The 23,641-nt window shown below is 62.3% G+C and carries 21 protein-coding genes; 18 read left to right on the top strand and 3 right to left on the bottom strand.

Features of this window, described 5'->3' with window-relative positions:
* Window positions 1-87: 87 nt before the first annotated feature.
* Complete coding sequence (locus ABM562_RS06860) at window positions 88-648, bottom strand: response regulator transcription factor (RefSeq protein ID WP_010223415.1); 561 nt, start codon at window positions 646-648, stop codon at window positions 88-90.
* The gene (locus tag ABM562_RS06855) at window positions 648-1,904 is read right to left on the bottom strand and encodes an ATP-binding protein (RefSeq protein ID WP_010223416.1); all 1,257 of its coding nucleotides are present in this window, start codon (window positions 1,902-1,904) and stop codon (window positions 648-650) included. Before ABM562_RS06855 ends, ABM562_RS06860 begins: the two co-directional genes overlap by 1 nt.
* Before the next feature lie 201 nt (window positions 1,905-2,105).
* Here ABM562_RS06855 and ABM562_RS06850 point away from each other — a divergent pair, with 201 nt between their 5' ends.
* The 14 genes from ABM562_RS06850 to ABM562_RS06785 all read left to right on the top strand — a co-directional run bounded on the left by ABM562_RS06850 (window position 2,106) and on the right by ABM562_RS06785 (window position 18,236).
* Complete coding sequence (locus ABM562_RS06850) at window positions 2,106-2,822, top strand: SIMPL domain-containing protein (RefSeq protein ID WP_115088609.1); 717 nt, start codon at window positions 2,106-2,108, stop codon at window positions 2,820-2,822.
* 314 nt (window positions 2,823-3,136) lie between these two features.
* On the top strand, window positions 3,137-4,762 hold the full coding sequence (locus tag ABM562_RS06845; RefSeq protein WP_115088610.1) for an ABC transporter substrate-binding protein: 1,626 nt from the start codon (window positions 3,137-3,139) through the stop codon (window positions 4,760-4,762).
* Window positions 4,763-5,016: 254 nt separating this feature from the next.
* Entirely contained in the window at window positions 5,017-6,609 is a 1,593-nt protein-coding gene (locus tag ABM562_RS06840; RefSeq protein ID WP_460421245.1) for an ABC transporter substrate-binding protein, read from the top strand.
* A gap of 198 nt (window positions 6,610-6,807) precedes the next feature.
* The gene (locus ABM562_RS06835; RefSeq protein WP_460421326.1) at window positions 6,808-8,157 is read left to right on the top strand and encodes an OprD family porin; all 1,350 of its coding nucleotides are present in this window, start codon (window positions 6,808-6,810) and stop codon (window positions 8,155-8,157) included.
* Between the two features lie 72 nt (window positions 8,158-8,229).
* Entirely contained in the window at window positions 8,230-9,825 is a 1,596-nt protein-coding gene (locus ABM562_RS06830; protein ID WP_115088613.1) for an ABC transporter substrate-binding protein, read from the top strand.
* A gap of 74 nt (window positions 9,826-9,899) precedes the next feature.
* Window positions 9,900-10,910 carry an ABC transporter permease subunit gene (locus tag ABM562_RS06825; protein ID WP_036993941.1) on the top strand — a complete coding sequence of 337 codons (1,011 nt, stop codon included), beginning with the start codon at window positions 9,900-9,902 and terminating at the stop codon, window positions 10,908-10,910.
* A gap of 10 nt (window positions 10,911-10,920) precedes the next feature.
* Entirely contained in the window at window positions 10,921-11,850 is a 930-nt protein-coding gene (locus tag ABM562_RS06820; protein WP_036993939.1) for an ABC transporter permease subunit, read from the top strand.
* Between the two features lie 10 nt (window positions 11,851-11,860).
* A complete protein-coding gene (locus ABM562_RS06815) occupies window positions 11,861-12,829 on the top strand; it encodes an ABC transporter ATP-binding protein (protein WP_115088614.1) in 969 nt (322 codons plus the stop codon).
* A complete protein-coding gene (locus ABM562_RS06810; RefSeq protein ID WP_460421242.1) occupies window positions 12,829-13,797 on the top strand; it encodes a peptide ABC transporter ATP-binding protein in 969 nt (322 codons plus the stop codon). Before ABM562_RS06815 ends, ABM562_RS06810 begins: the two co-directional genes overlap by 1 nt.
* A 150-nt stretch (window positions 13,798-13,947) precedes the next feature.
* On the top strand, window positions 13,948-14,757 hold the full coding sequence (locus tag ABM562_RS06805) for an AraC family transcriptional regulator (RefSeq protein ID WP_115088616.1): 810 nt from the start codon (window positions 13,948-13,950) through the stop codon (window positions 14,755-14,757).
* A gap of 61 nt (window positions 14,758-14,818) precedes the next feature.
* Window positions 14,819-16,225 (top strand): NAD(P)/FAD-dependent oxidoreductase, encoded by a 1,407-nt coding sequence (locus ABM562_RS06800; RefSeq protein ID WP_460421239.1) that lies wholly within the window; start codon window positions 14,819-14,821, stop codon window positions 16,223-16,225.
* Window positions 16,226-16,257: 32 nt separating this feature from the next.
* Window positions 16,258-16,599 (top strand): cupin domain-containing protein, encoded by a 342-nt coding sequence (locus ABM562_RS06795; RefSeq protein WP_115088618.1) that lies wholly within the window; start codon window positions 16,258-16,260, stop codon window positions 16,597-16,599.
* 55 nt (window positions 16,600-16,654) lie between these two features.
* A complete protein-coding gene (locus ABM562_RS06790) occupies window positions 16,655-17,734 on the top strand; it encodes a polyamine ABC transporter substrate-binding protein (protein ID WP_460421237.1) in 1,080 nt (359 codons plus the stop codon).
* Window positions 17,735-18,056: 322 nt separating this feature from the next.
* Entirely contained in the window at window positions 18,057-18,236 is a 180-nt protein-coding gene (locus tag ABM562_RS06785; protein ID WP_460421235.1) for a hypothetical protein, read from the top strand.
* A 42-nt stretch (window positions 18,237-18,278) separates the two neighbouring features.
* Here the strand turns inward: ABM562_RS06785 and ABM562_RS06780 are convergent, their stop codons facing one another.
* Complete coding sequence (locus ABM562_RS06780) at window positions 18,279-19,862, bottom strand: peptide chain release factor 3 (RefSeq protein WP_010223431.1); 1,584 nt, start codon at window positions 19,860-19,862, stop codon at window positions 18,279-18,281.
* A 334-nt stretch (window positions 19,863-20,196) separates the two neighbouring features.
* Between ABM562_RS06780 and ABM562_RS06775 the strand changes: the two genes are divergently transcribed.
* Genes ABM562_RS06775 through ABM562_RS06760 form a run of 4 tightly spaced genes read left to right on the top strand, consistent with a single transcriptional unit; the run spans window position 20,197 to window position 23,633 of the window.
* Entirely contained in the window at window positions 20,197-20,910 is a 714-nt protein-coding gene (locus ABM562_RS06775) for an ABC transporter permease (RefSeq protein ID WP_115088621.1), read from the top strand.
* Between the two features lie 14 nt (window positions 20,911-20,924).
* The gene (locus tag ABM562_RS06770) at window positions 20,925-21,833 is read left to right on the top strand and encodes a glycine betaine ABC transporter substrate-binding protein (RefSeq protein ID WP_115088622.1); all 909 of its coding nucleotides are present in this window, start codon (window positions 20,925-20,927) and stop codon (window positions 21,831-21,833) included.
* A gap of 1 nt (window position 21,834) precedes the next feature.
* Window positions 21,835-22,482, top strand: coding sequence for an ABC transporter permease (locus tag ABM562_RS06765; protein ID WP_115088623.1), 648 nt, complete (start codon window positions 21,835-21,837; stop codon window positions 22,480-22,482).
* Entirely contained in the window at window positions 22,479-23,633 is a 1,155-nt protein-coding gene (locus ABM562_RS06760) for an osmoprotectant ABC transporter ATP-binding protein OsmV (protein WP_115088624.1), read from the top strand. Before ABM562_RS06765 ends, ABM562_RS06760 begins: the two co-directional genes overlap by 4 nt.
* Window positions 23,634-23,641 lie beyond the last annotated feature (8 nt).

The following is a 23,641-nucleotide window of genomic DNA, read 5'->3' as shown; positions in this document are numbered from 1 at the left end:
GACCGGCTCCCACAAAGGTCAGTGCCATGCACAAGTCCTGTGGGAGCTGGCCTTGCCAGCGATGGGGCCAGAACAGATTTGAAGCTATCAGCGCCGCACCGGGCGCTTCTGCAGTTTGCGCTGCAAGGTCCGCCGATGCATGCCCAGGGCCCGGGCCGTGGCGGAGATATTGCCTTCATGCTCGGTCAGCACGCGCTGGATGTGCTCCCACTGCAGGCGGTCCACCGACATCGGGTTTTCCGGCACCAGGCTGTCGAGGTCGGCGTGTTCGGAGAGCAACGCGGCCAGCACATCGTCGGCATCGGCCGGCTTGCACAGGTAGTTGCAGGCGCCGCGCTTGATCGCCTCAACCGCCGTGGCGATGCTCGAGTAACCGGTGAGGATCACCACGCGCATTTCCGGGTCCAGCTCCAGCAGCTTGGGCAGCAGTACCAAGCCGGAATCGCCGTCCATCTTCAAGTCCAGCGTGGCGTAGTCCGGCACGTCGTCCTGGGCGATTTTCAGGCCCTCCTCGGCAGAACCTGCGGTGCTCACGCGAAAGCCGCGGCGACTCATGGCCCGGGCCATCACCCGGGTAAAGGTGGCGTCGTCGTCAACCAGCAGCAGGTGCGGCAGCTCTTCGCCTTCAACCTGGATTTCATCACTCATCACACATCTCCTCGCGCGTCACGCGGCAGGCGCAGCTCGGTGAGCGTACCGCCTTCCTCATGACTATAGAGTTTTACCGAGCCGCCAGCACGGGTCACGCTGGCCTTGCTCAAGAACAGGCCCAGGCCGAAGCCTTTGCCCTTGGTGGTAAAGAAGGGTTTTCCAATCGATTCGGCAATGGCCGCCGGCACGCCGGGGCCGTGGTCGCGGATGCTGATCACCATGTCCTGGGCGTCCCAGTCCAGGCGTACTTCCAGATCATCCGGGCAGGCATCGGCGGCGTTGTTCAACAGGTTCAGCAAGGCCTGGGTCAGGTCCGGCGGCGGCGCCAGGCGCGGCACGCTGCCCTGGCCCAGGCGCTGGAAGCGGTAGCTGGCCTCCGGGCGCATCAGGTGCCAGCGGTTGAGCGCCTCGTCGAGCCAGAAGGTCACTTCCTGGTTCTCGACCGCCAGGCGCCGGTTGGCTTCCGCGGCGCGCACCAGGTTCTGCAGGGTCTCCTTGCACAGCTTGACCTGGTCCTGCAGCACCGCCAGGTCTTCCTGCAGCAGCGGGTCGCTGTGGTCCTGGCGCATTTCCTTGATCAGCACGCTCATGGTCGCCAGCGGCGTGCCCAGTTCATGGGCGGCGCCAGCGGCCTGGGTGGCCACGGCCAGCAGTTGCTGGTCACGCAGTCCCTCCTCGCGGCGTTCAGCGCGCAGTTGCTCCTGGCGACGCAGCTCTTCGGCCATTTTCGCGGCGAAGAAGGTAATCACGGCGGCGGCCAGGGCGATACTCAGCCACATGCCGTAGACCTGCATCTTCTCCCGGGCCATGGGGAAGGTTTCGAGCGGATAGAACTGCACCAGCAGCAGGCTGTAGGCCGCCAGGGCGATACCGGAGAGGATCAGCGAGTAAACCCAGGGCAAGGTCACCGCAGCGATGGCCAGCGGCACCAGGTAATAGGACACGAAGGGGTTGGTCGAACCGCCCGAGTAATACAGCAAGGCACTGTGGATCAACAGGTCACAGGCCAGCTGGAAGGCATACTCCAGCTCGGTGACCGGCAAGGTCAGGCGCAGGCGCAGGGCCGTGAACGCGCACAGCAGCATCGACAGGCCGAGGGTGATGACCAGCGACAGCCACGGCAGCGGCAGTAGTTCGGTCCAGTAGGCGACACCGACCGAGCCGGCCTGGGCAGCAAGCACCAGGATGCGGATGAAGGTCAGGCGCCAGAGGTTCTGACGGGTTGCAGACAACATTTGTACGGGGGCGAGCATGAGCTCTCCTGATGAGTGCTCCAGGCGAATCGTCGCGAGTATACCGAAGCTGTGGCCTGGTCTGCAGTGATGCGGCAAAGCGCCACACTTTTTTACATAACAATGATGGCCATTTTGAACCTCACTACACTGTTGCCAGTCTTATGGGCCAGCGTGCAAAGGTTATGTCCGTGCCCGCGCCTCAATTTCAAGGAGTCATACATGTCTATCACCCGCAGCAGCGCCGCCCTGGTCATGGCCACCAGCTTGCTAGCCAGCCTTCCGGCACTGGCTGAAGAAGCGCCCCGCTACAACCAGATTTCGCTGCGCGCCGAAGTCAGCAAGGAAGTGGCCCGCGACCTGATGGTCGTGACCCTGTACAGCGAAGCGCAGAATACCGACCCGGGCAAGCTGGCCACGCAAATCACCGAGACCATGAACAAGGCGGTGAAACAGGCCCGCGAAGTCAAGGACGTGAAGATCAGCCAGGGCAGCCGCAACAGCTATCCGATCTACGACAACAAGGGCCAGAAGATCACCGGCTGGCGTGAGCGCGCCGAACTGCGCCTGGAAAGCGCCGACTTCCCGGCCCTGTCGCAACTTACCGGTACCCTGCTGCAGGACCTGAAAATGGGCGGCATGGACTTCTCCATCGCCCCGGCCACACGCAAGACCAGCGAGGACGACCTGCTCAAGGATGCCGTCAACGCCTTCAAGGCCCGCGCCCAACTGGCTACCGAAGCCCTGGGCGGCAAAGGCTACAAAGTGGTCAACCTCAACCTCAACAGCAGCGGCTACCCGCATCCTTATGCCCGTAGCGCGCCAATGATGATGAAAGCCGGCATGGCCGAAGACGCTGCTGCCGTTCCGGAAATCGAAGCGGGCACCAGCCAGGTGACCCTCAGCGCCGACGGCACCATCGAAGTCCAGATGCCCTGATCGACGTTACTTTTCCGCTGTTTCGCGGCAGCTTCGGCTGCCGCGAACGCTGTTACTTGTAGCACCTCGCGCCCCAATTTAGTGCAAAGACTGACTCGATACAGAGATATCGTCTTCGAAACACACTGAAACACCCCCTCGCAAACGATCAACTCCGTAAAAAATTATACGGATGCGACATTCCTGTACGTTCGTCCCACTGTTTTCTGTCACACATCCCTTTGAGTGTTGCATTGGGTATGGGGCCTGCATAAGTATCCGCAGGTCGGCTCACAAGGCCCCCTCAAATCAAAAATGACAACAATGAGGCCACCATGCTCAAACACGCGGTCATTCCGTTTCTGGTCGGCGCAGGCTTGCTTGCCAGCGCACCCTCCGCCCTTGCGGCGACTAACCTGGTGTTTTGCTCCGAAGGCAGCCCCGCGGGCTTCGACCCGGGCCAGTACACCACCGGAACCGACTTCGATGCTTCAGCCGAGACCGTCTTCAACCGCCTGAGCCAGTTCGAGCGTGGCGGCACCGCGGTCATCCCGGGCCTGGCGACCAGCTGGGACATTTCCGAGGATGGCCTGACCTATACCTTCCACCTGCGCGAAGGGGTCAAGTTCCACACCACCGAGTTCTTCAAGCCGACCCGCGCGTTCAACGCCGACGACGTGCTGTTCACCTTCAATCGGATGCTCGACAAGGACATGCCGTTCCGCAAGGCGTATCCCACCGAGTTCCCGTACTTCACCGACATGGGCATGGACAAGAACATCGCCAAGGTCGAAAAGCTCGACGACCACACGGTCAAGTTCACCCTCAATGGCGTCGATGCCGCGTTCATCCAGAACCTGGCCATGAGCTTCGCCTCGATCCAGTCCGCCGAATACGCCGACCAGTTGCTCAAGCAGGGCAAGCCCGCCGACATCAACCAGAAGCCGATCGGCACCGGCCCGTTCGTGTTCAGCAAATACCAGAAAGACGCGCAGATCCGCTTCAAGGGCAACAAGGATTACTGGAAGCCTGACGATGTGAAGATCGACAACCTGATCTTCGCCATTACCACCGATGCCTCGGTGCGCATGCAGAAACTCAAGAAGAACGAGTGCCAGGTCACTCTGTTCCCGCGCCCGGCCGACATCGAACCGCTGAAGAACGACCCGAACCTGAAGATGCCTGACCAGGCCGGCTTCAACCTCGGCTACATCGCCTACAACGTGATGGACAAGATCAAGGGCAGCAACGAGCCTAACCCGATGGCCCAGCTCAAGGTCCGTGAAGCGCTGGACATGGCGGTGAACAAGCAGCAGATCATTGACTCGGTGTACCAGGGCGCCGGCCAGATGGCAGTCAACGCCATGCCGCCGACCCAGTGGTCCTACGACACCACCATCAAGGATGCCAAGTACGATCCGGAGAAGGCCAAGCAACTGCTAAAGGAAGCCGGCATCAAGGAAGGCACCGAGATCAACCTCTGGGCCATGCCGGTGCAACGCCCGTACAACCCCAACGCCAAGCTGATGGCCGAGATGCTGCAATCGGACTGGGCCAAGGTCGGCATCAAGGCCAAGATCATCAGCTACGAGTGGGGTGAGTACATCAAGCGCTCCAAAGGCGGCGAAAACGGCGCCATGCTGATTGGCTGGAGCGGCGACAACGGTGACCCGGACAACTGGCTGGGCACCCTGTTCGGTTGTGATGCCCTGGAAGGCAACAACTTCTCCAAATGGTGCTACAAGCCGTACGACGACCTGGTCAAGCAAGCCAAGGCCACCTCCGACCAGGCCAAGCGCACCGAACTGTACAAGCAAGCGCAACACATCCTCAAAGAACAGGTTCCGATGACACCCATCGCTCACTCGACGGTGTATCAACCTATGCGTTCAACCGTACAGGACTTCAAGATCAGCCCGTTTGGCTTGAACTCCTTCTATGGGGTCAGCGTGACCAAGTAGCAGCCAACCGGATCGGCCCCGCGACGCCACACGGCACCCGGGGCCGTACCCTGATGGCCTGGCAGGTCAACCGCTAGCGCATCGACACGGAACCGTCGCCCGCCCTATCGGATACCTCCTACACACCTCTGCGTAATCGCACCTATCTGCAACGCCCTGATGGACCTACCGTCAAGGGTGCAGCGTAGTCGGCGCGATTCGTACAGCTGTGCGCCATGGACCACGTGAAAAACAACAAGAGAGAAGGGACTGTCATGCGCCACACCCCGATTTATGCGGCACTGCTGGGCTTCGGCCTGCTCGCCCAGGCCCCGGCAAGCCTGGCCAAAAACCTGGTGTTCTGCTCCGAAGGCAGCCCGGGCGGATTTGACACCGCCCAGTACACCAGCGCCACCGACAATGACGCCGCCGAACCGATCTATAACCGCCTGGTGGAATTCGAACGCGGTGCGACGGCCGTCAAGCCGGCCCTGGCGAAAAGCTGGGAGGTTTCCGACGATGGCCTGACCTACACCTTCCACCTGCGCGAAGGGGTCAAGTTCCACAGCAACAAGGATTTCACCCCGAGCCGCGACTTCAACGCCGACGACGTGCTGTTCACCTTCAACCGGATGCTCGACCGCAACCACCCGTTCCGCAAGGCCTACCCCACCGAGTTTCCCTACTTCGTCAGCATGAGCCTGGACAAGAACATCGCGCGGATCGAGACGACCGACCCGATGACCGTGGTCTTTACCCTCAACAGCGTCGATGCCGCTTTTGTGCAAAACCTGGCGATGAACTTTGCCTCTGTGCTCTCGGCCGAATATGCCGAGCATCTGATGACGTCGGGGCGCCCCAGCGACATCAACCAGAAGCCGATCGGCACCGGTCCGTTCGTGTTCCAGCGTTACCAGAAGGACTCGCAGATCCGCTACCGCGGCAACAAGGACTACTGGGACCCGAGCCAGGTGAAGATCGACCAGTTGATCTTCTCGATCAACACCGACCCGTCGGTGCGCATCCAGAAGCTGCGCAAGAACGAATGCCAGGTCACCCTGCACCCGCGCCCCGCCGATCTCAACGCCCTGAAGAGCGACCCGAAGCTGCAGGTCATCGAGAAGCCCGGTTTCAACCTCGGCTACATCGCCTACAACGTGCGGCACAAACCCTTCGACCAGCTCGAGGTGCGCCAGGCCATGGACATGGCGATCAACAAATCGGCCATCGTCAAAGCGGTGTACCAGGAGGCTGGGCAGCTGGCGGTGGGCAGCATGCCGCCGACCCAGTGGTCCTACGACGACAGCATCAAGGATGCCGATTACAACCCGGACAAGGCCCGCGAATTGCTCAAGGCCGCCGGGGTCAAGGAAGGCACTGAAATCACCCTCTGGGCCATGCCTGTGCAACGCCCGTACAACCCCAATGCCAAGCTGATGGCCGAAATGCTCCAGGCCGACTGGGGCAAGGTCGGTCTGAACGTGAAGATCGTCAGCTACGAATGGGGCGAATATCTCAAGCGCACCAAGGACGGTGAACACGACATCTCGCTGATCGGCTGGACCGGCGACAACGGTGACCCGGACAACTGGCTCGGCACCCTGTACAGCTGCGACGCGATTGGCAGCAACAACTACTCCATGTGGTGCGACCCGCAGTACGACGCCCTGGTCAAGAAAGCCAAGACCATCACCGACCGCGAGCAACGCACCGCGCTTTACCAACAGGCGCAACAGCGCCTCAAGCAACAATTGCCCATCACCCCGATCGCCCATTCGACGGTCAACCAGCCGCTCAGTGCCAAGGTCGTGGATTTCAAGGTAAGCCCCTTCGGGCGCAACAACTTCTCAGGCGTCAGTACCGAATAAACCACTGCATCGGCCACGGGGGTGCACTCCACCCTCGCGCCCGATATCAGCCTGAATATGCCCGATCGCCTTACAGCAAACGATTGCAACCCTTGTACCAACCGGCAAGACGCCCAGCTCACAAAGCCAGGCGGTAACTAAAAAAAGAAAAGAAAAGGGAGCTTTACCTTGAGACGAACCAAAACCGCAGTACTGGCAATGTCCCTCAGTGGTCTGTCAGCCATGGCCCAAGCCGAGCCCGCCAGCCAGGACTTCGTTCCGGTCAGCGTCAAATCCACCAGCGCCCAGAGCGAAGCCAAGGGCTTCATCGAAGGCCAGAGCCTGTCCGGCTCGACCCGCAACTGGTACGCCCGCGAACGCGCCACCCGCGCGCCGCTGTGGAAGTACTACAAAAGCGACGGCACCCAACACGACACCCACAGCCGTGACAACTGGGTACAGGGCACCATCCTCAACTACACCTCGGGCTTTACCGAAGGTACCGTCGGCTTCAGCACCGAAGTCGCCGCCTACAACGCCATCGCCCTGGAGCGGGGCCGTGCCGCAGTCGCCGGGCCGAACAACCGGACTCTGACCCACAGCGATGGCGACGTCATCGGCCAGTGGAGCAAGATGGGCCTGGCCAACGTCAAGGCGCGGGTCTCCAACACCACCCTGACCGCCGGCCGCCAATCGATGGACACCCCGGTGCTTGCCTATATCGGCAACCGCGCCTTGCCGTCGAGTTTCGAGGGTGTGAGCATCCGCAGCGAAGAATTCGACAACCTGTCCTTCGATATCGGCACCTTCGACCGGCTCTCGACCCGGACCGAACAAGGCACCAGCAAATTCGTTGCCGAGTATGGTGATCGCGCCTTTGAAGCCGATCACGTCAACATCGCCGGCGTCAGCTACCAGCCACTGAAGAGCCTGAAAACCAGCTTCTACGTGTCCAACGTCGAAGACCTGTGGAACCAGTACTACTTCGGCGCCAGCCATGAGCTGGGCGACAGCGCGGTGCTGAGCCTGACCACTGGCCTGAACTACTACAAGACCAAGGACGAAGGCAAAAGCAAGCTCGGCGACATTGATAACGACACCTACAGTCTGTCGTTCGGCCTGACCCACCAGGCCCACAACCTGACCTTCTCCTACCAGCAGGTCAACGGCAACGAATACTTCGACTACCTGCACGACACCAACGCGATCTTCCTGGCCAACTCCCTGCTCTCGGACTTCAACGGCCCGAACGAGAAATCGATGCAGATCGCCTACGTGTTGAACATGGCCCAGTACGGCGTACCCGGCCTCAAGTTCAACCTGTACAACGCCCGCGGCTGGGGCATCGACGGTACCCACTACAAGAGCACCGGCTACGACGTCCGTGGCCTGGACGACGAGAACCACTACGAGTGGGGCATCGGCACCACCTACGCGGTGCAGAGCGGCACGCTCAAGGACACCACCATCCGCGCGACCTACACCGCCCACCGGGCCAGCAAGGCCCAGGCCGACGGCAGCCTGGACGAGCTGCGGATTGTCACCACCATTCCATTCAATTTCCTCTAGAACGCCCTGGCCCGGTCGGTTCGCCGAATCGACCGGGACGGCTACTCTGGTTAATCGATTGCAGGAGGTTTCATGAAACTGTTACCACTACAGGCTGCCCTGGCAGCCGTCCTGTTGAGTACTGCGGCGGGCCTCTCGGCCAAGCCGCTGGTGGTGTGTACCGAGGCCAGCCCGGAAGGCTTCGATATCGTCCAGTACACCACTGCCGTGACCGCCGATGCCTCGGCCGAGGCCATCTTCAACCGCTTGGTCGACTTCAAGCCAGGCACCACCGATATCCAGCCGGCCCTGGCCGAACGCTGGGACATCAGTGACGACGGCCTGACCTACACGTTCCACCTGCGCGAAGGGGTCACGTTCCACACCACCGATTACTTCAAGCCCACGCGCGACATGAATGCCGACGACGTGTTGTGGAGTTTCCGACGACAGCTGGACCCGAATCACCCGTGGCACAACAAGACCAGCATCGGCTTCCCCTATTTCGAAAGCATGGGTTTCAAGGACCTGCTCAAAAGCGTCGAGAAGACCGACGAGCACACCGTTGTCTTCACCCTGACCCGCCCCGAAGCGCCCTTCCTGCGTGACCTGGCCATGGCCTTCACCTCGATCTACTCTGCCGAATATGGCGACCAGCTACTCAAGGCTGACAAGACCACCGACCTCAACAGCAAACCAATCGGCACCGGCCCGTTCATCTTCCAGCGCTACAACAAGGACGCGCAGGTTCGCTACAAGGCCAACCCGGAGTACTTTCGCGGCAAGCCTCCAGCCGATGCGCTGATTTTCGCCATCGCCAATGACAACAACGTGCGCCTGCAGAAGCTCAAGGCCAACGAGTGCCAGGTGGCGCTGTATCCCAAGCCCGACGACATCCCCAGCATCAAGGCCGACCCCAAATTGAAAGTGGCCGAGATGGAAGCGCTGACCACCGGCTACATCTCGCTCAACACTGAACACAAGTACCTGAGCGATGTGCGCGTGCGCAAAGCCATCAATATCGCCTTCGACCGCCAGACCCACGTCGACCAGCTGTTCGGCAAAGGCAACGCGCTGGTCGCGGTCAACCCTTACCCACCGACCATGATCGGCTACAACACCGACAACAAGAACCCGCCCCGCGACCTCGACAAGGCTCGTGCCCTGCTCAAGGAAGCCGGTGTGCCCGAGGGCACGGTGCTGACCTTGTTCACCCGCAACGGCGGCGGCCCGACCAACCCCAACCCGCGACTGAGCGCCGAAATGCTCCAGGCAGACCTGGCCAAGATCGGCCTGACCGTCGACATCCGCGTGATGGAGTGGGCGGAGATGCTGCGCCGCGCCAAAAAAGGCGAAGCCGATATGGTTTCCACCGGCTGGGCCAGCGACAACGGCGACCCGGACAACTTCCTCAGCCCACTGCTTAGCTGCGACGCGGTGAGAAGTGGCGAGAACTATGCCCGCTGGTGCAATCAAACTTTCCAGCAGTTGATCACCAAGGCCCGCGAAGTCACCGACAACGATGAGCGTGCAGCGCTCTATGTAAAGGCTCTGGCGGTGTACGATGAAGATCAACCGTGGATCAGCATGGCGCACCCGCAGATGTTTACCGCCATGCGCGACAACGTTGAGGGGTACCACATCAATCCCCTCACCAATAACAACTTCGCCACTACCCAGGTGAAGTAGAACAAGAACGACCGCCGGCGCCCCACCCGGGTGCCGGTGGGCATGCCTGACCGGCTGATGAGGTACTCCAGAAGATGTTTAGTTTTATTGCCCGGCGACTGGGATTGCTGATCCCGACCTTCTTCGGCATCACCTTGCTGACGTTTGCGCTCATACGGCTGATACCCGGCGACCCGGTGGAGGTCATGATGGGCGAGCGCCGGGTCGACCCGGAAATGCACGCCCAGGCCATGGAACGCCTTGGCCTGAACAAGCCGCTGCCCGAACAGTACCTGGACTACGTCAGCAAGCTCGCCCAGGGTGACCTTGGCGAATCGCTGCGCACCCGCGAAAGCGTCTGGACCGAGTTCCTCGCGCTGTTCCCGGCGACCCTCGAACTGGCCATGGCGGCACTGTTTTTCGCTGGCGTGATCGGCCTGCTGGCCGGGGTGATTGCCGCGCTCAAGCGCGGTTCGCTGTTCGACCACGGGGTCATGGGCATCTCGCTTGCCGGCTACTCGATGCCGATCTTCTGGTGGGGCCTGATCCTGATCATGTTCTTCTCCGTGAGCCTGGGCTGGACCCCGGTTTCCGGACGCATCGACCTGCTCTACGACATCGAGCCGAAAACCGGCTTCATGCTCATCGATACCCTGCTCAGCGACGAAGAAGGCGCCTTCAAGGATGCGCTGATGCACCTGATCCTGCCGGCCATCGTGCTCGGCACCATTCCGCTGGCGGTAATCGCACGGATGACCCGTTCCTCCATGCTCGAAGTGCTGCGTGAAGACTACATCCGCACGGCCCGGGCCAAGGGCCTGTCTCCGGCCCGCGTGGTGTTCGTGCACGGCCTGCGCAACGCGTTGATCCCGGTGCTGACAGTATTCGGCCTGCAGGTCGGCACCCTGCTTGCCGGTGCGGTACTGACCGAAACCATCTTTTCCTGGCCGGGCATCGGCAAGTGGCTGATCGAAGCCATCGGCGCCCGTGACTACCCCGTGGTACAGAACGGCATCCTGTTGATTGCCTGCCTGGTGATCCTGGTCAACTTCGTCGTGGACATCCTCTACGGCCTGGCCAACCCACGCATCCGTCATCAGCGCTGAGGGCCCCGTCATGACTACCCCACTTCCGAAATCTGTCACCACCCCGGCCACCGCTGTCGACCAGAGCCTGCTCTACCCTTCGCCGTACAAGGAGTTCTGGCAGGCCTTTTCACGCAACAAGGGCGCGGTCGCCGGTCTGATGTTCATGAGCCTGATCGTGTTCTGCGCGTTGTTCGCCCCCTGGGTGGCGCCGCACAATCCCAGCGAACAGTACCGTGATTTCCTGCTGACCCCGCCGGTATGGCTCGAAGGTGGCAACTGGCAGTTCATCCTCGGCACCGATGAGCTCGGCCGGGACCTGCTCTCGCGGTTGATCCAGGGCTCGCGCCTGTCGCTGCTGATCGGCCTGTCGTCGGTGGTGATCTCGCTGATCCCGGGGATCTTCCTTGGCCTGCTGGCCGGATTCTTCCCGCGCATCCTCGGCCCGTCGATCATGCGCCTGATGGACGTGATGCTGGCCCTGCCCTCGCTGCTGCTGGCCGTGGCGATTGTCGCCATCCTCGGCCCTGGCCTGATCAACACCGTGATCGCCATCGCCATCGTCTCGTTGCCGTCCTATGTGCGCCTGACCCGCGCGGCAGTTATGGGCGAGCTGAACCGCGACTACGTCACCGCCGCACGCCTGGCCGGTGCCGGCCTGCCACGGCTGATGTTCGTCACCGTGCTGCCCAACTGCATGGCGCCGCTGATCGTCCAGGCCACCCTGAGCTTCTCTTCGGCGATCCTCGACGCTGCCGCCCTGGGCTTCCTCGGCCTTGGTGTGCAGCCGCCAACCCCCGAGTGGGGCACCATGCTGGCCTCGGCCCGCGACTACATCGAACGCGCCTGGTGGGTCGTGAGCCTGCCTGGCCTGACCATTTTGCTCAGCGTGCTGGCAATCAACCTGATGGGTGACGGACTGCGCGATGCGCTGGACCCGAAACTCAAGAATGCCGCCTGAGGAGATCGCCATGTCACTTCTGCAAATAAAAAATCTGAATGTGCGCTTTGGCGACGCCAACGCGGTACCGGTGGTCGACGGCCTGGACCTCACGGTCAATGAAGGTGAAGTGCTGGCCATCGTCGGCGAATCGGGTTCGGGCAAATCGGTAACCATGATGGCACTGATGGGCCTGATCGACGCACCGGGGCGGATCACCGCCGATGCCCTGACCTTCGACGGCACCAATATGCTCAAGCTCAGCGGCCGGCAACGGCGCAAGGTGGTGGGCAAGGATATGGCGATGGTCTTCCAGGACCCGATGACCGCCCTCAACCCCAGCTACACCGTGGGCTTCCAGATCGAAGAAGTGCTGCGCCAGCACCTCGGCCTGCGTGGCAAAGCCGCCCGCCAGCGTGCCCTGGAATTGCTCAAGAAGGTGGAAATTCCCGGCGCCGAAAGCCGCCTGGACGCCTACCCGCACCAGCTTTCCGGTGGCATGAGCCAGCGGGTGGCGATCGCCATGGCGATTGCCGGCGAACCCAAACTGCTGATCGCCGACGAACCGACCACCGCCCTCGATGTGACCATTCAGGCGCAGATCATGGAGTTGCTGCTCAACCTGCAAAAAGAGCAGAACATGGCGCTGATCCTGATCACCCACGACCTCGCCGTGGTTGCCGAAACCGCCAAGCGCGTGTGCGTGATGTACGCAGGGCAGGCCGTGGAAGTCGGCCAGGTGCCGGAATTGTTCGACGTGCCTGCGCACCCCTACAGCGAAGCGCTGCTGGCGGCGATTCCCGAGCACAGTGAAGGCGCCGAGCGCCTGGCGACCCTGCCAGGTATCGTCCCCGGTCGCTATGACCGCCCCGAGGGTTGCCTGCTGTCGCCGCGCTGCCCCTATGTGCAGGACAGCTGCCGTCGGCAACGGCCGACCCTCGATCCCCAGGCCCATAGCCTGGTGCGTTGTTTCTATCCGCTGAACCAGGAGGTGGCGTAATGACCGTCGTCCTTACCGCCCGTGAACTGACCCGTCACTATGAAGTTTCCCGTGGCCTGTTCAAGGGCCATGCCCTGGTACGTGCACTCAACGGTGTGTCCTTTGAACTGGAAGCGGGCAAGACCCTGGCCGTGGTTGGCGAGTCCGGCTGTGGCAAGTCGACCCTGGCCCGGGCCCTGACCCTGATCGAGGAGCCGTCGTCCGGCTCGCTGAAGATTGCCAGTCAGGAAGTCGCCGGGGCCAACAAGGCCGAGCGCAAGCAACTGCGCAAGGACGTGCAGATGGTGTTCCAGAGCCCTTACGCCTCGCTCAACCCGCGGCAGAAGATCGGCGACCAACTGGGCGAACCGCTGCTGATCAACACCAAGCTGTCCAAGGCCGAGCGCCGCGAAAAGGTCCAGGCGATGATGCAGCAGGTCGGCCTGCGCCCCGAGCACTACCAGCGCTACCCGCACATGTTCTCCGGTGGTCAGCGCCAGCGTATCGCCCTGGCCCGGGCGATGATGCTGCAACCGAAAGTGCTGGTAGCCGACGAGCCGACTTCGGCCCTCGACGTGTCGATCCAGGCCCAGGTGCTGAACCTGTTCATGGACCTGCAGAAAGAGTTCAACACCGCTTATGTGTTCATCTCCCACAACCTGGCGGTAGTGCGCCATGTGGCCGACCAGGTGCTGGTGATGTACCTGGGCCGGCCAGCGGAAATGGGCCCCAAGGAGGACATCTACACCAAACCGCTGCACCCTTACACCCAGGCGCTGCTGTCGGCCACGCCAACCATTCATCCGGACCCGCTCAAGCCGAAGATCAAGATCGCCGGCGAGCTGCCCAACCCGCTCAACCCGCCGCCTGGCTGTGCCTTCCACAAGCGTTGCCCGTATGCCACTGAGCGTTGTGCTGCCGAGGAGCCGGCGTTCAGGCAGGTGGGGACGCGGCAGGTGGCGTGCCATTACGCCGAGCAGTTCCTCTAAGGGCTGCTTTGCAGCCCATCGCTGGCAACGCCAGCTCCCACAGGATCCCTGTGTCCCGGACCCTGTGGGAGCCGGCCTTGCCGGCGATTGGGGCGCGCAGCGGCCCCAACGGCAGTTGAGCCTTGATCAGCCTTGGGGCACTATCAGTCAATGACCCCAGACCCAATCCCCGACGGCCCGGAACAAACCCCGGAAACCGCCGCCACCGTCCTGCGCTACCACCTGTGCTGGAAGCATCGCGACCTCGACGGGGTCATGGCCTTGTATCACCCCGATATCCAGTACAACGACTACTTCCAGAACCGCGTCCTGCACCTGGATGAGCTGCGCGAATACGTGCGCGTGAGCATGCCCGGCGAAGCCGATGAAGATATCGTCCATAGCGATCGCATACGTGTCGACGGCTGCACCGCCTTCATCCAGTACCAGGTCACCCTGCGTGGTGGCGAGGGCCTGGTGGCGTTCCAGTCCAGCGAAGCGATCACCGTGCGCGACGGGCTGGTCTGGCGGGTCAACGAGTACGCCTCGCTGGTCCGCACCCCCAGCCAGGACCCCGGCCACAACGACCTGCGCCCGGCAGTCAGCCGCCTGGGCCTGTCACCGCGCCAGCTGAGTTTCATGGCCCAGGACCTAGAGCAGTACTTCCAGCGCCAGCAACCTTACCTCGACCCGGAACTCGACCTGCAGCGCGTTGCCCGCGAAAGCGGCTACAGCCGCAACCAGATCTCCTACCTGCTCAACCAGGTGCTCGGCCAGAGCTTCTACCGCTACGTCAACCAGGCTCGCCTGCAACACCTGCTGACCAGCCTTGGTGCCACCTCCACGGTCGCGCGCATCGACGAACTGGCCTTTGCCGCCGGCTTCAACTCGCTGTCGGCGTTCTACAAGTGTTTTCGCCAGCACACTGGCCTGTCGCCCAAGGCCTATGTGAAGCAGAATTCTCTGCGTGCACGCACGTAAGACACAGCGCCCCGCAAGCTTCTAGGATCGCCACAGACCGTTACCAATGTGGAGCCGAACAATGCTGGCATGGCGCAGTATCAGCCTGTGGATGGACCAACTCGATGAGCCGTTGAGCGCCCGCCCGGCGCTGCAACAGGACCTGGACGTCGACGTCTGCATCATCGGCGCTGGCTATACCGGCTTGTGGACCGCCTACTACCTCAAGCGCCTGGCGCCGCAGCTGAACATCGCCATCATCGAAGCGCAGATTGCAGGCTTTGGTGCCTCCGGGCGCAATGGCGGCTGGCTGATGGGCAACCTGCTGGGCGAAGACCGCCTGCTCGCCGGCTGCACGCCCGAACAGCGGCGCGCCGCCTACGACCTGCTGCACGGCATCCCCGATGAAGTTGCCCAGGTGCTCGAACGCGAAAGCATCGACTGCGACTACCGCAAAGGTGGCGTGCTGTATTGCGCAGCGCGCTACCCCGAGCAGGAAACCAGCCTGCGCGCGTACCTGAACAAACTCTACAAACAGGGCCTGACCGAAGCCGACTACCGCTGGCTTAGCCCCAGCGAGCTGGCGCCAGAGCTGCGCATCAGCCGCCCTTATGGCGCAATCTTCAATCCCAACGTCGCCACCATCCAGCCGGCCAAACTGGTGCGTGGCCTGGCCCGCACGGTAGAGGCCATGGGGGTGAAACTCTATGAGAACAGCCCCGTCACCCAATGGCGCGCTGGCGAAGTACGTACCCTGCAAGCGCGGGTCAAATGCCAGTGGCTGGTACCGGCGGTCGAGGGCTACTCGGTCAACCTGCCGCCACTGGGCCGTTATCAATTGCCGGTACAAAGCCTGCTGGTGGCCACCGAGCCGCTGCCCGAACAGATCTGGGATCAGATCGGCCTCAACCGTGGCCAGGCTTTCAGCGAGAACAGCCGCCAGGTGACTTACGGCCAGCGCAGCGCTGACAACCGCCTGGTGTTTGGCGCGCGCGGGGGGTACCGATTCGGCGGACGCCTGCGCGAGAACTTCGACCTCACCAGCAGCGAAATCGAGCTGCGCCGCTACCTGTTCGGCGAACTGTTCCCGCAACTGAAGAACGTCAACATCACCCACGCCTGGGGCGGCAACCTGGGCATGGCCCGGCGCTTTGCACCGCACATGTTCTGCGACCGCAACCAGGGCATTGCCCTGGCCGGCGGCTACGGCGGCGAAGGCGTTGGCGCCAGCAACCTCGGCGGACGCACCCTGGCCGATCTGATTCTTGAGCGGCGCGGCGTGCTCACCGAACAACCCTGGGCCAGCCACGACCGTGCCCTGCACAGCCTGCCCGGCTGGGAGCCGGAACCCTGCCGCTGGCTGGGCTACAACGCGATCATCAAGAGTTTCGTCCATGAAGACCAGACCCTCGCCAACCCGTCCAGCGCCCCCTGGCGCCGACGCCTGGCCAGCGGCGTGGCGGACTTCATGGAAGGTTTCATGCGCTGATTTTTCGATCCCCCTGCACAGGACTCACCGGTATGAGCATTACCCAGTTCAAGAACACCGACAGCGTCACCCTGGACGAATCCAACCCGGTGGCCGTGCCGCTCGGCGAGCCGGTCTCGATCGCCTCGGTGACCTGCGTCGAGCGCAGCGATGGCGTCGAAACCGGCATCTGGGAATGCACCCCGGGACGCTGGCGCCGGCAGATCGTCCAGCAGGAGTTCTGCCACTTCATCAAGGGCCGCTGCACCTTCACCCCTGACGGCGGCGAACCGCTGACCATTGAAGCCGGCGACGCCATCCTGCTGCCGGCCAACAGCACCGGCATCTGGGATATCCAGGAGACCGTGCGCAAGACCTACGTGCTGATTTTCTGATCATTTGATCGCCTGCCTCCTTCGATAAAAAACAGACCAAGCAAGGAATCCAGACATGCGCCCATTGCTCTTCGCACCACTATTGCTGGCCGCCTCCATCGCCCAGGCGGCCGATACGGTGAAAATCTACAACTGGTCCAGCTACATTGCCCCCGACACCCTGAAGAACTTCCAGCAGGCCAGCGGCATCGTGCCGACCTACGACGTGTTCGACAGCAACGAAACCCTCGACGGCAAGCTGATGACCGGCAACTCCGGCTATGACGTGGTGTTCCCGTCCAACCACTTCATGGCCCGGCAGATCCAGGGCAAGGCGCTCAAGCAACTAGACAAAAGCCAGCTGCCCAACTGGAAAAACCTCAACCCGGTGCTGCTCAAGGCCCTGGAGGTCAACGACCCGGGCAACCAGTACGGCTTCCCCTACCTGTGGGGCAGTACCGGGATCGGCTACAACATCGACAAGGTCAAGGCGGTGCTGGGCGACGATGCCCCGGTGGATTCCTGGGACCTGATCTTCAAGCCCGAGTACATCAGCAAGCTGAAAAGCTGCGGCGTGGCGGTGCTCGACAACGGCCCGGAACTGCTGCCCATCGCCCTCAACTACCTGGGTTTGCCGCACCACAGCCAGCAGCCGAAGGATTACGACAAGGCCAAAGAACTGCTGATGAAGGTGCGCCCGTATATCAACTACTTCCACTCCTCCAAGTACACCGCTGACCTGGCCAACGGCGACATCTGCGTGGTAGTGGGCTTCTCCGGCGACGTGCTGCAGGCCAGGAACCGGGCCGAAGAAGCCAACAACGGCGTGAAGGTCGGCTACTCGATCCCCAAGAAAGGCGCGCCGATGTGGTTCGACATGGTCGCCATGCCGGCCGACGCCCCGGACGAAAAAGCCGGCTACGCCTACATGAACTACCTGCTGCAGCCTGAGGTGATGGCCAACATCAGCAACCATGTGCAATACGCCAACGGCAACCTCAAGGCCGACCCCCTGGTCGACCCCGCGCTCAAGGCCAATACCATGATCTATCCGAGCGACGAGATGCTCGGCAAGCTCTACGCCCTGGAAGCGATGCCGGCGAAGATCGACCGTATCCGCACCCGGATCTGGACCAGCATCAAGGCCGGCAATTGATATAAGTAACACCCCTGTCCTGCTTGCCCGCGGCAATCTCCAGCGATTGCCGCGGGGATCGGCCCCCGGTTGCCTTTTACCACCGGCCTGCAACGTTTTGCTGCACGCCATCACCGTACACCCCTCGCGCGGCAGCACCCCGGCCCTGTCCTTGATCGAGTTGATCTGGCACCCCGCGAACAAAACACAATGGCAGGCCAGTGCCGCGACAGCCCGGGCAATGTGGTCAAAGCGCTCAACCGCTACTACAGCGAACGTGACGAGATTGCCGGGGGCCTGGGTAGCCTGCGGGAGCGGGCCAAGGCGCAGGCTGTTGCTGCCCATGCACCGCTCTGGTTACGCAAGGCATCGGCAACCGATCAAGATCACCGGCACCCGGGACCTCAACCAGGCCCGCCAGGTGTTCTTGAATGACAACGAAAAACGCGCGCAGATCATGCTGTCCAATGCCGACAGCCTGGCATTGCTGATCTACCGGTTAGGCGCAGAACTGCACCCATGAGGGAGGCAACCCCGCCGCACCGAAGGCGGCGGGGTATGACAATCAGTGATGCTCGCGGGTCGCGCGGAACTTCACATCCGGCCAGCGCTCTTCCATCAGCGCCAGGTTGACCCGGGTCGGAGCCAAGTAGGTCAGGTGACCACCGCCGTCGATGGCCAGGTTTTCCACGGCCTTGTTCTTGAATTCCTCGAGCTTCTTCTTGTCGTCGCAGCTGATCCAGCGCGCCGACCAGACGGTGATGGGCTCGTAGGCACACTCGACCTTGTACTCTTCCTTCAGGCGGCTGGCGACCACATCGAACTGCAGCACACCGACGGCGCCGAGGATGATGTCGTTGCTGCGCTCCGGGAAGAACACCTGGGTCGCGCCCTCTTCAGCCAGTTGCTGCAAGCCCTGGCGCAGTTGCTTGGACTTGAGCGGGTCTTTCAGGCGCACGCGGCGGAACAGTTCCGGAGCGAAGTGCGGAATACCGGTAAAGCCCAGGGCCTCGCCTTCGGTGAAAGTATCGCCGATCTGGATGGTGCCGTGGTTGTGCAGGCCGATGATGTCGCCGGCCCAGGCCTCTTCCAGCTGCTCACGCTCGGAGGAGAAGAAGGTCAACGCATCGCCGATGCGCAGGTCCTTGCCGGTGCGCACGTGGCGCATTTTCATGCCTTTTTCGTAACGGCCCGAGCAGATACGCATGAAGGCGATACGGTCGCGGTGCTTGGGATCCATGTTCGCCTGGATCTTGAACACGAAACCGCTGAACTTCTCTTCGGTCGGCTCGACGGCGCGCTCGTTGGCCTCGCGCGGCAGCGGACGTGGCGCCCAGTCGACGACGGCATCGAGCACGTGGTCGACACCGAAGTTGCCCAGCGCGGTACCGAAGAACACCGGAGTCAGCTCGCCACGCATGAATTCGCCCTGGTCGAATTCGTGGCAGGCGCCCTGCACCAGTTCCAGCTGCTCGAGGAAGCGCTCGTACTCGTCGCCAAGGTGGGCGCGGGCTTCATCGGAGTCGAGCTTCTCGATGATCTTCACCTCGGTGCGCTCGTGGCCGTGGCCCGGGGTGTAGACGATGATGTAGTCGCCCGCCAGGTGGTACACGCCCTTGAAATCGCGGTAGCAACCGATCGGCCAGGTGATTGGTGCGGCCTTGATCTTCAGGACCGCTTCAATTTCATCGAGCAGTTCGATCGGGTCGCGGATGTCACGGTCAAGTTTGTTGATGAAGCTGACGATCGGCGTATCACGCAGGCGGCAGACGTCCATCAGGGCGATGGTCCGTGGCTCGACCCCTTTACCGCCGTCGAGCACCATCAGCGCCGAGTCGACGGCGGTGAGGGTACGGTAGGTATCTTCCGAGAAGTCTTCGTGGCCCGGGGTGTCGAGCAGGTTGATCATGTGCTCGCGATAGGGGAACTGCATCACCGAGGTGGTGATGGAGATACCACGCTGCTTCTCCATTTCCATCCAGTCGGAGGTGGCATGGCGGTCGGACTTTCGCGATTTCACCGTACCGGCGACGGCAATTGCCTTGCCCATCAGCAGGAGCTTTTCGGTGATGGTGGTCTTACCCGCATCGGGGTGGGAAATAATGGCGAAGGTGCGGCGTTTCGCGACTTCGGCGGCCTGGTTGGTCATGGGAAATCGCCTGGCAGGTGATTCAAAAAAAGGGCGCAGATTATAGCCCAAATTTGCCCCCGAACTGAACCGTTGGGTTAATCAGCGCTGGCCAAATGCCGCTTCAGATGGGAACCTTTACGGCTGTGGAGGCGTCCACTCCCCTGATCCGCAATCGGTCATGACCGTTCGTCAGGGTTGGTTTCACCGGCACTACGAGCCTGACGAGGCTTCGCTTATGGCGTGTTCCGCTCCGTTTTCGGACAACGCGCTGCTTATCGCGATCACACTGCCTGCCGCCTGGAATGGTGGCCGCCACGGGAGTGTGTTCGCCGACAACAAAAGGAGTCCGCCTGTGGCTAAAAGCTATGGCAAGGGGCTGATGGGATGTGCCTTCGTGCTCGTCATCCTGGCCCTGCTGATCCACTGGATCGGCATCGATACGATCGCGCACTACCGCGCCGATCTGTGGTTCTACCTGCAAGCGCACCTGATGCTGGTGTTGCTGTCGATGGTGGCGGCGTTAGCCGTGGGCATACCCGCTGGGATTGCCTTGAGTCGACCACACCGGGTCGACCGCGCCGAACGCTTCATGCAGTTTTTCAACATTGGCAACACCATCCCCCCTCTGGCCGTTCTGGCCATTGCCCTGAGTTTCCTGGGCATTGGCGCCGGTCCCGCGATCTTCGCGCTGTTCCTCGCCTCCCTCCTGCCGATCGTGCGCAACACCTACGAAGGCCTGAAAAACGTTCCCGCCTCGCTCAAGGAAGCCGCCACCGGCATCGGCATGACCCCGCGCCAGACCCTCTGGCGGGTCGAGCTGCCCAACGCCGTGCCGATCATCGTCGGCGGTGTGCGGGTGGCGCTGGCGATCAACGTCGGGACTGCGCCGCTGTCGTTCCTGATTGGCGCCAATAGCCTGGGCAGCCTGATCTTCCCCGGCATTGCCCTGAACAATCAGCCGCAACTGCTGCTTGGCGCGGCCTGTACCGCCCTGCTCGCCCTGCTGCTCGACGCCCTGGTGGCGCAGTCCAGCCGCCGTTGGCTTGAACGCGGCCTGGCCCACTAAGCGAAGGAACTCTCATGAAAAGAATCGCCTTGTTGCTGGGCGCGGCCCTGCTGTTCGCAGGATTTGCCCAGGCCGCCAGCAAACCTGTGATCCGCCTCGGTGCGCGGGTCTTCACCGAGCAGACGGTGCTGGCTGAAATCACCGCCCAGTACCTTAACCAGAACGGCTTCGACGTACGCATCACCGGCGGGCTGGGCAGCAACCTTGCCCGCAGCGCCCACGAAACCGGCCAGCTGGACATGGTCTGGGAATACACCGGTGTTTCGCTGGTGTCCTACAACCATGTCGACGAACGCATGCCCAGCGCCGCAGCCACCTACGCCAGGGTCAAGGAACTGGATGCGAAGAAAGACCTGATCTGGCTGACGCCGTCGAAGTTCAGCAATACCTACGCCCTGGCCCTGCCACGCAAGGTTGCCGAGCAGTACCCGCAGATCAACAGCATCAGCGAACTGAACCAGCTGCTGCGCGACGAGAAGGACCGCCCCCACGTGGTGGCCCTGGACACCGAGTTCGCCAACCGTCCCGATGGCCTGGTGGGCCTGACCGAAACCTACGACCTGCAACTGACCCGCCGCGACATCCGCCAGATGGACGCCGGCCTGGTCTACACCGCGCTGCGCAACGGCCAGGTATTCAGTGGCCTGGTGTACACCACCGACGGCCGCCTGAGCGCCTTTGACCTCAAGCTGCTGGAAGACGACAAGCACTACTTCCCCGACTACACCGCGGCGCCGGTGGTGCGCAAGGCCGTACTCGACGCCAATCCGCAACTGGCCAGCCTGCTCAAGCCACTGGCCGAACAGCTCGACGACGAGACCATGCGCCAGCTCAACGCCAAGGTCGATGTCGAGCACCAGAGCCCGGGCAAAGTCGCCGCCGAGTACCTGCGCCAGCACCCACCTGCACAGGAGCAGCCATAACATGCTCGATACCTTTACCCACCTCGACTGGGCCCAGGTACTGCACCTGACCTGGCAGCACATCACCCTGGTCGGTATCGCCGTCAGCCTGGCGATTCTGTTCGGCGTTCCGCTGGGCATCCTCATGACCCGCTTCCCGGCGCTCGCAGGCCCGTTGCAGGCCAGCGCCACGGTGCTGCTGACCATCCCCTCGATCGCCCTGTTCGGCCTGCTGCTGCCGTTCTACTCCAAGTTCGGCCAGGGCCTGGGGCCGTTGCCGGCGATCACGGCGGTATTTCTCTATTCGCTGTTGCCGATTCTGCGCAACACCTACCTGGCCCTGACCAACGTCGAGCCGGGCATTCGTGAAGCCGCCCGTGGCATCGGCATGACCTTCGGCCAGCGCCTGCGCATGGTCGAGCTACCCATCGCCGTGCCGGTGATCCTCGCCGGTGTACGCACCGCCGTGGTCATGAACATCGGCGTCATGACCATCGCCGCAACCATCGGCGCCGGTGGCCTGGGCGTGCTCATCCTCACCTCCATCAGCCGCAGCGACATGTCGATGCTGCTGGTCGGGGCCGTACTGGTGAGCCTCCTGGCCATCTTCGCCGACCTCATGCTGCAAGCCCTGCAACGCTCCCTGACTCCAAAAGGACTGCGCAAATGATCGAACTCCAGAACCTCAGCAAGACCTTTCACGCCAACGGCAAAGACGTCAAAGCCGTCGACTCCGTCAGCCTGACCGTCAACGAAGGCGAGATCTGCGTGTTCCTCGGCCCGTCCGGCTGCGGCAAGAGCACTACGCTGAAAATGATCAACCGCCTGATCGCGCCCACCTCGGGCAAGGTGCTGATCAACGGCGAAGACACCACCGGCCTGGATGAAGTGACCCTGCGCCGGCGCATCGGCTATGTGATCCAGCAGATCGGCCTGTTCCCCAACATGACCATCGAGGAGAACATCACCGTGGTCCCGCGCCTGCTCGGCTGGGACAAGCAGAAATGCCACGAGCGCGCCCGCGAGCTGATGAGCATGATCAAGCTCGAACCCAAGCAGTACCTGCAACGCTACCCGCGTGAGTTGTCCGGCGGCCAGCAACAGCGCATCGGTGTGATCCGCGCCCTTGCCGCTGATGCGCCATTGCTGCTGATGGACGAGCCGTTCGGTGCGGTCGACCCGATCAACCGCGAGATGATCCAGAACGAATTCTTCGAGATGCAACGGGCGTTGAACAAGACCGTGATCATGGTCAGCCACGACATCGACGAGGCGATCAAGCTGGGTGACAAGATTGCGATTTTCCGCGCCGGCAAGCTGATCCAGATCGACCACCCGGACACCCTGCTGGCCCATCCTGCGGACGACTTTGTCAGCAACTTCGTTGGCCAGGACAGCACCCTCAAGCGCCTGTTGCTGGTGCGTGCCGAAGACGCCGCCGACAACGCGCCGTCGGTAAGCCCGGAAACACCGGTGGCCGATGCCCTGGAGCTGATGGACGAACATGACCGTCGCTACCTGGTAGTCACCGACGGGCAGAACAAGGCCATGGGCTATGTGCGCCGCCGCGACCTGCATCGCCAGCAAGGCAGCTGCACCGATTTTCTGCGCACCTTCAACGCCACCGCGTCGCACGATGAGCACCTGCGCATCCTGCTGTCACGGATGTACGAGTTCAATCGCTCGTGGTTGCCGGTGCTGGATGCCGAGCAGGTGTTCCTCGGCGAGGTGACCCAGGAATCGATCGCCGCCTACCTGAGTTCGGGGCGTTCGCGTGGGGGCAAGACCTGCATTGTCTCGCCGGCACAAGCGCTGGCCTGACGCTGCAA

Source organism: Pseudomonas sp. ZL2 (genome assembly GCF_054788455.1).
Note: the sequence above shows the minus strand (reverse complement) of the source record. Positions and strands in the feature narration are given on the sequence as shown.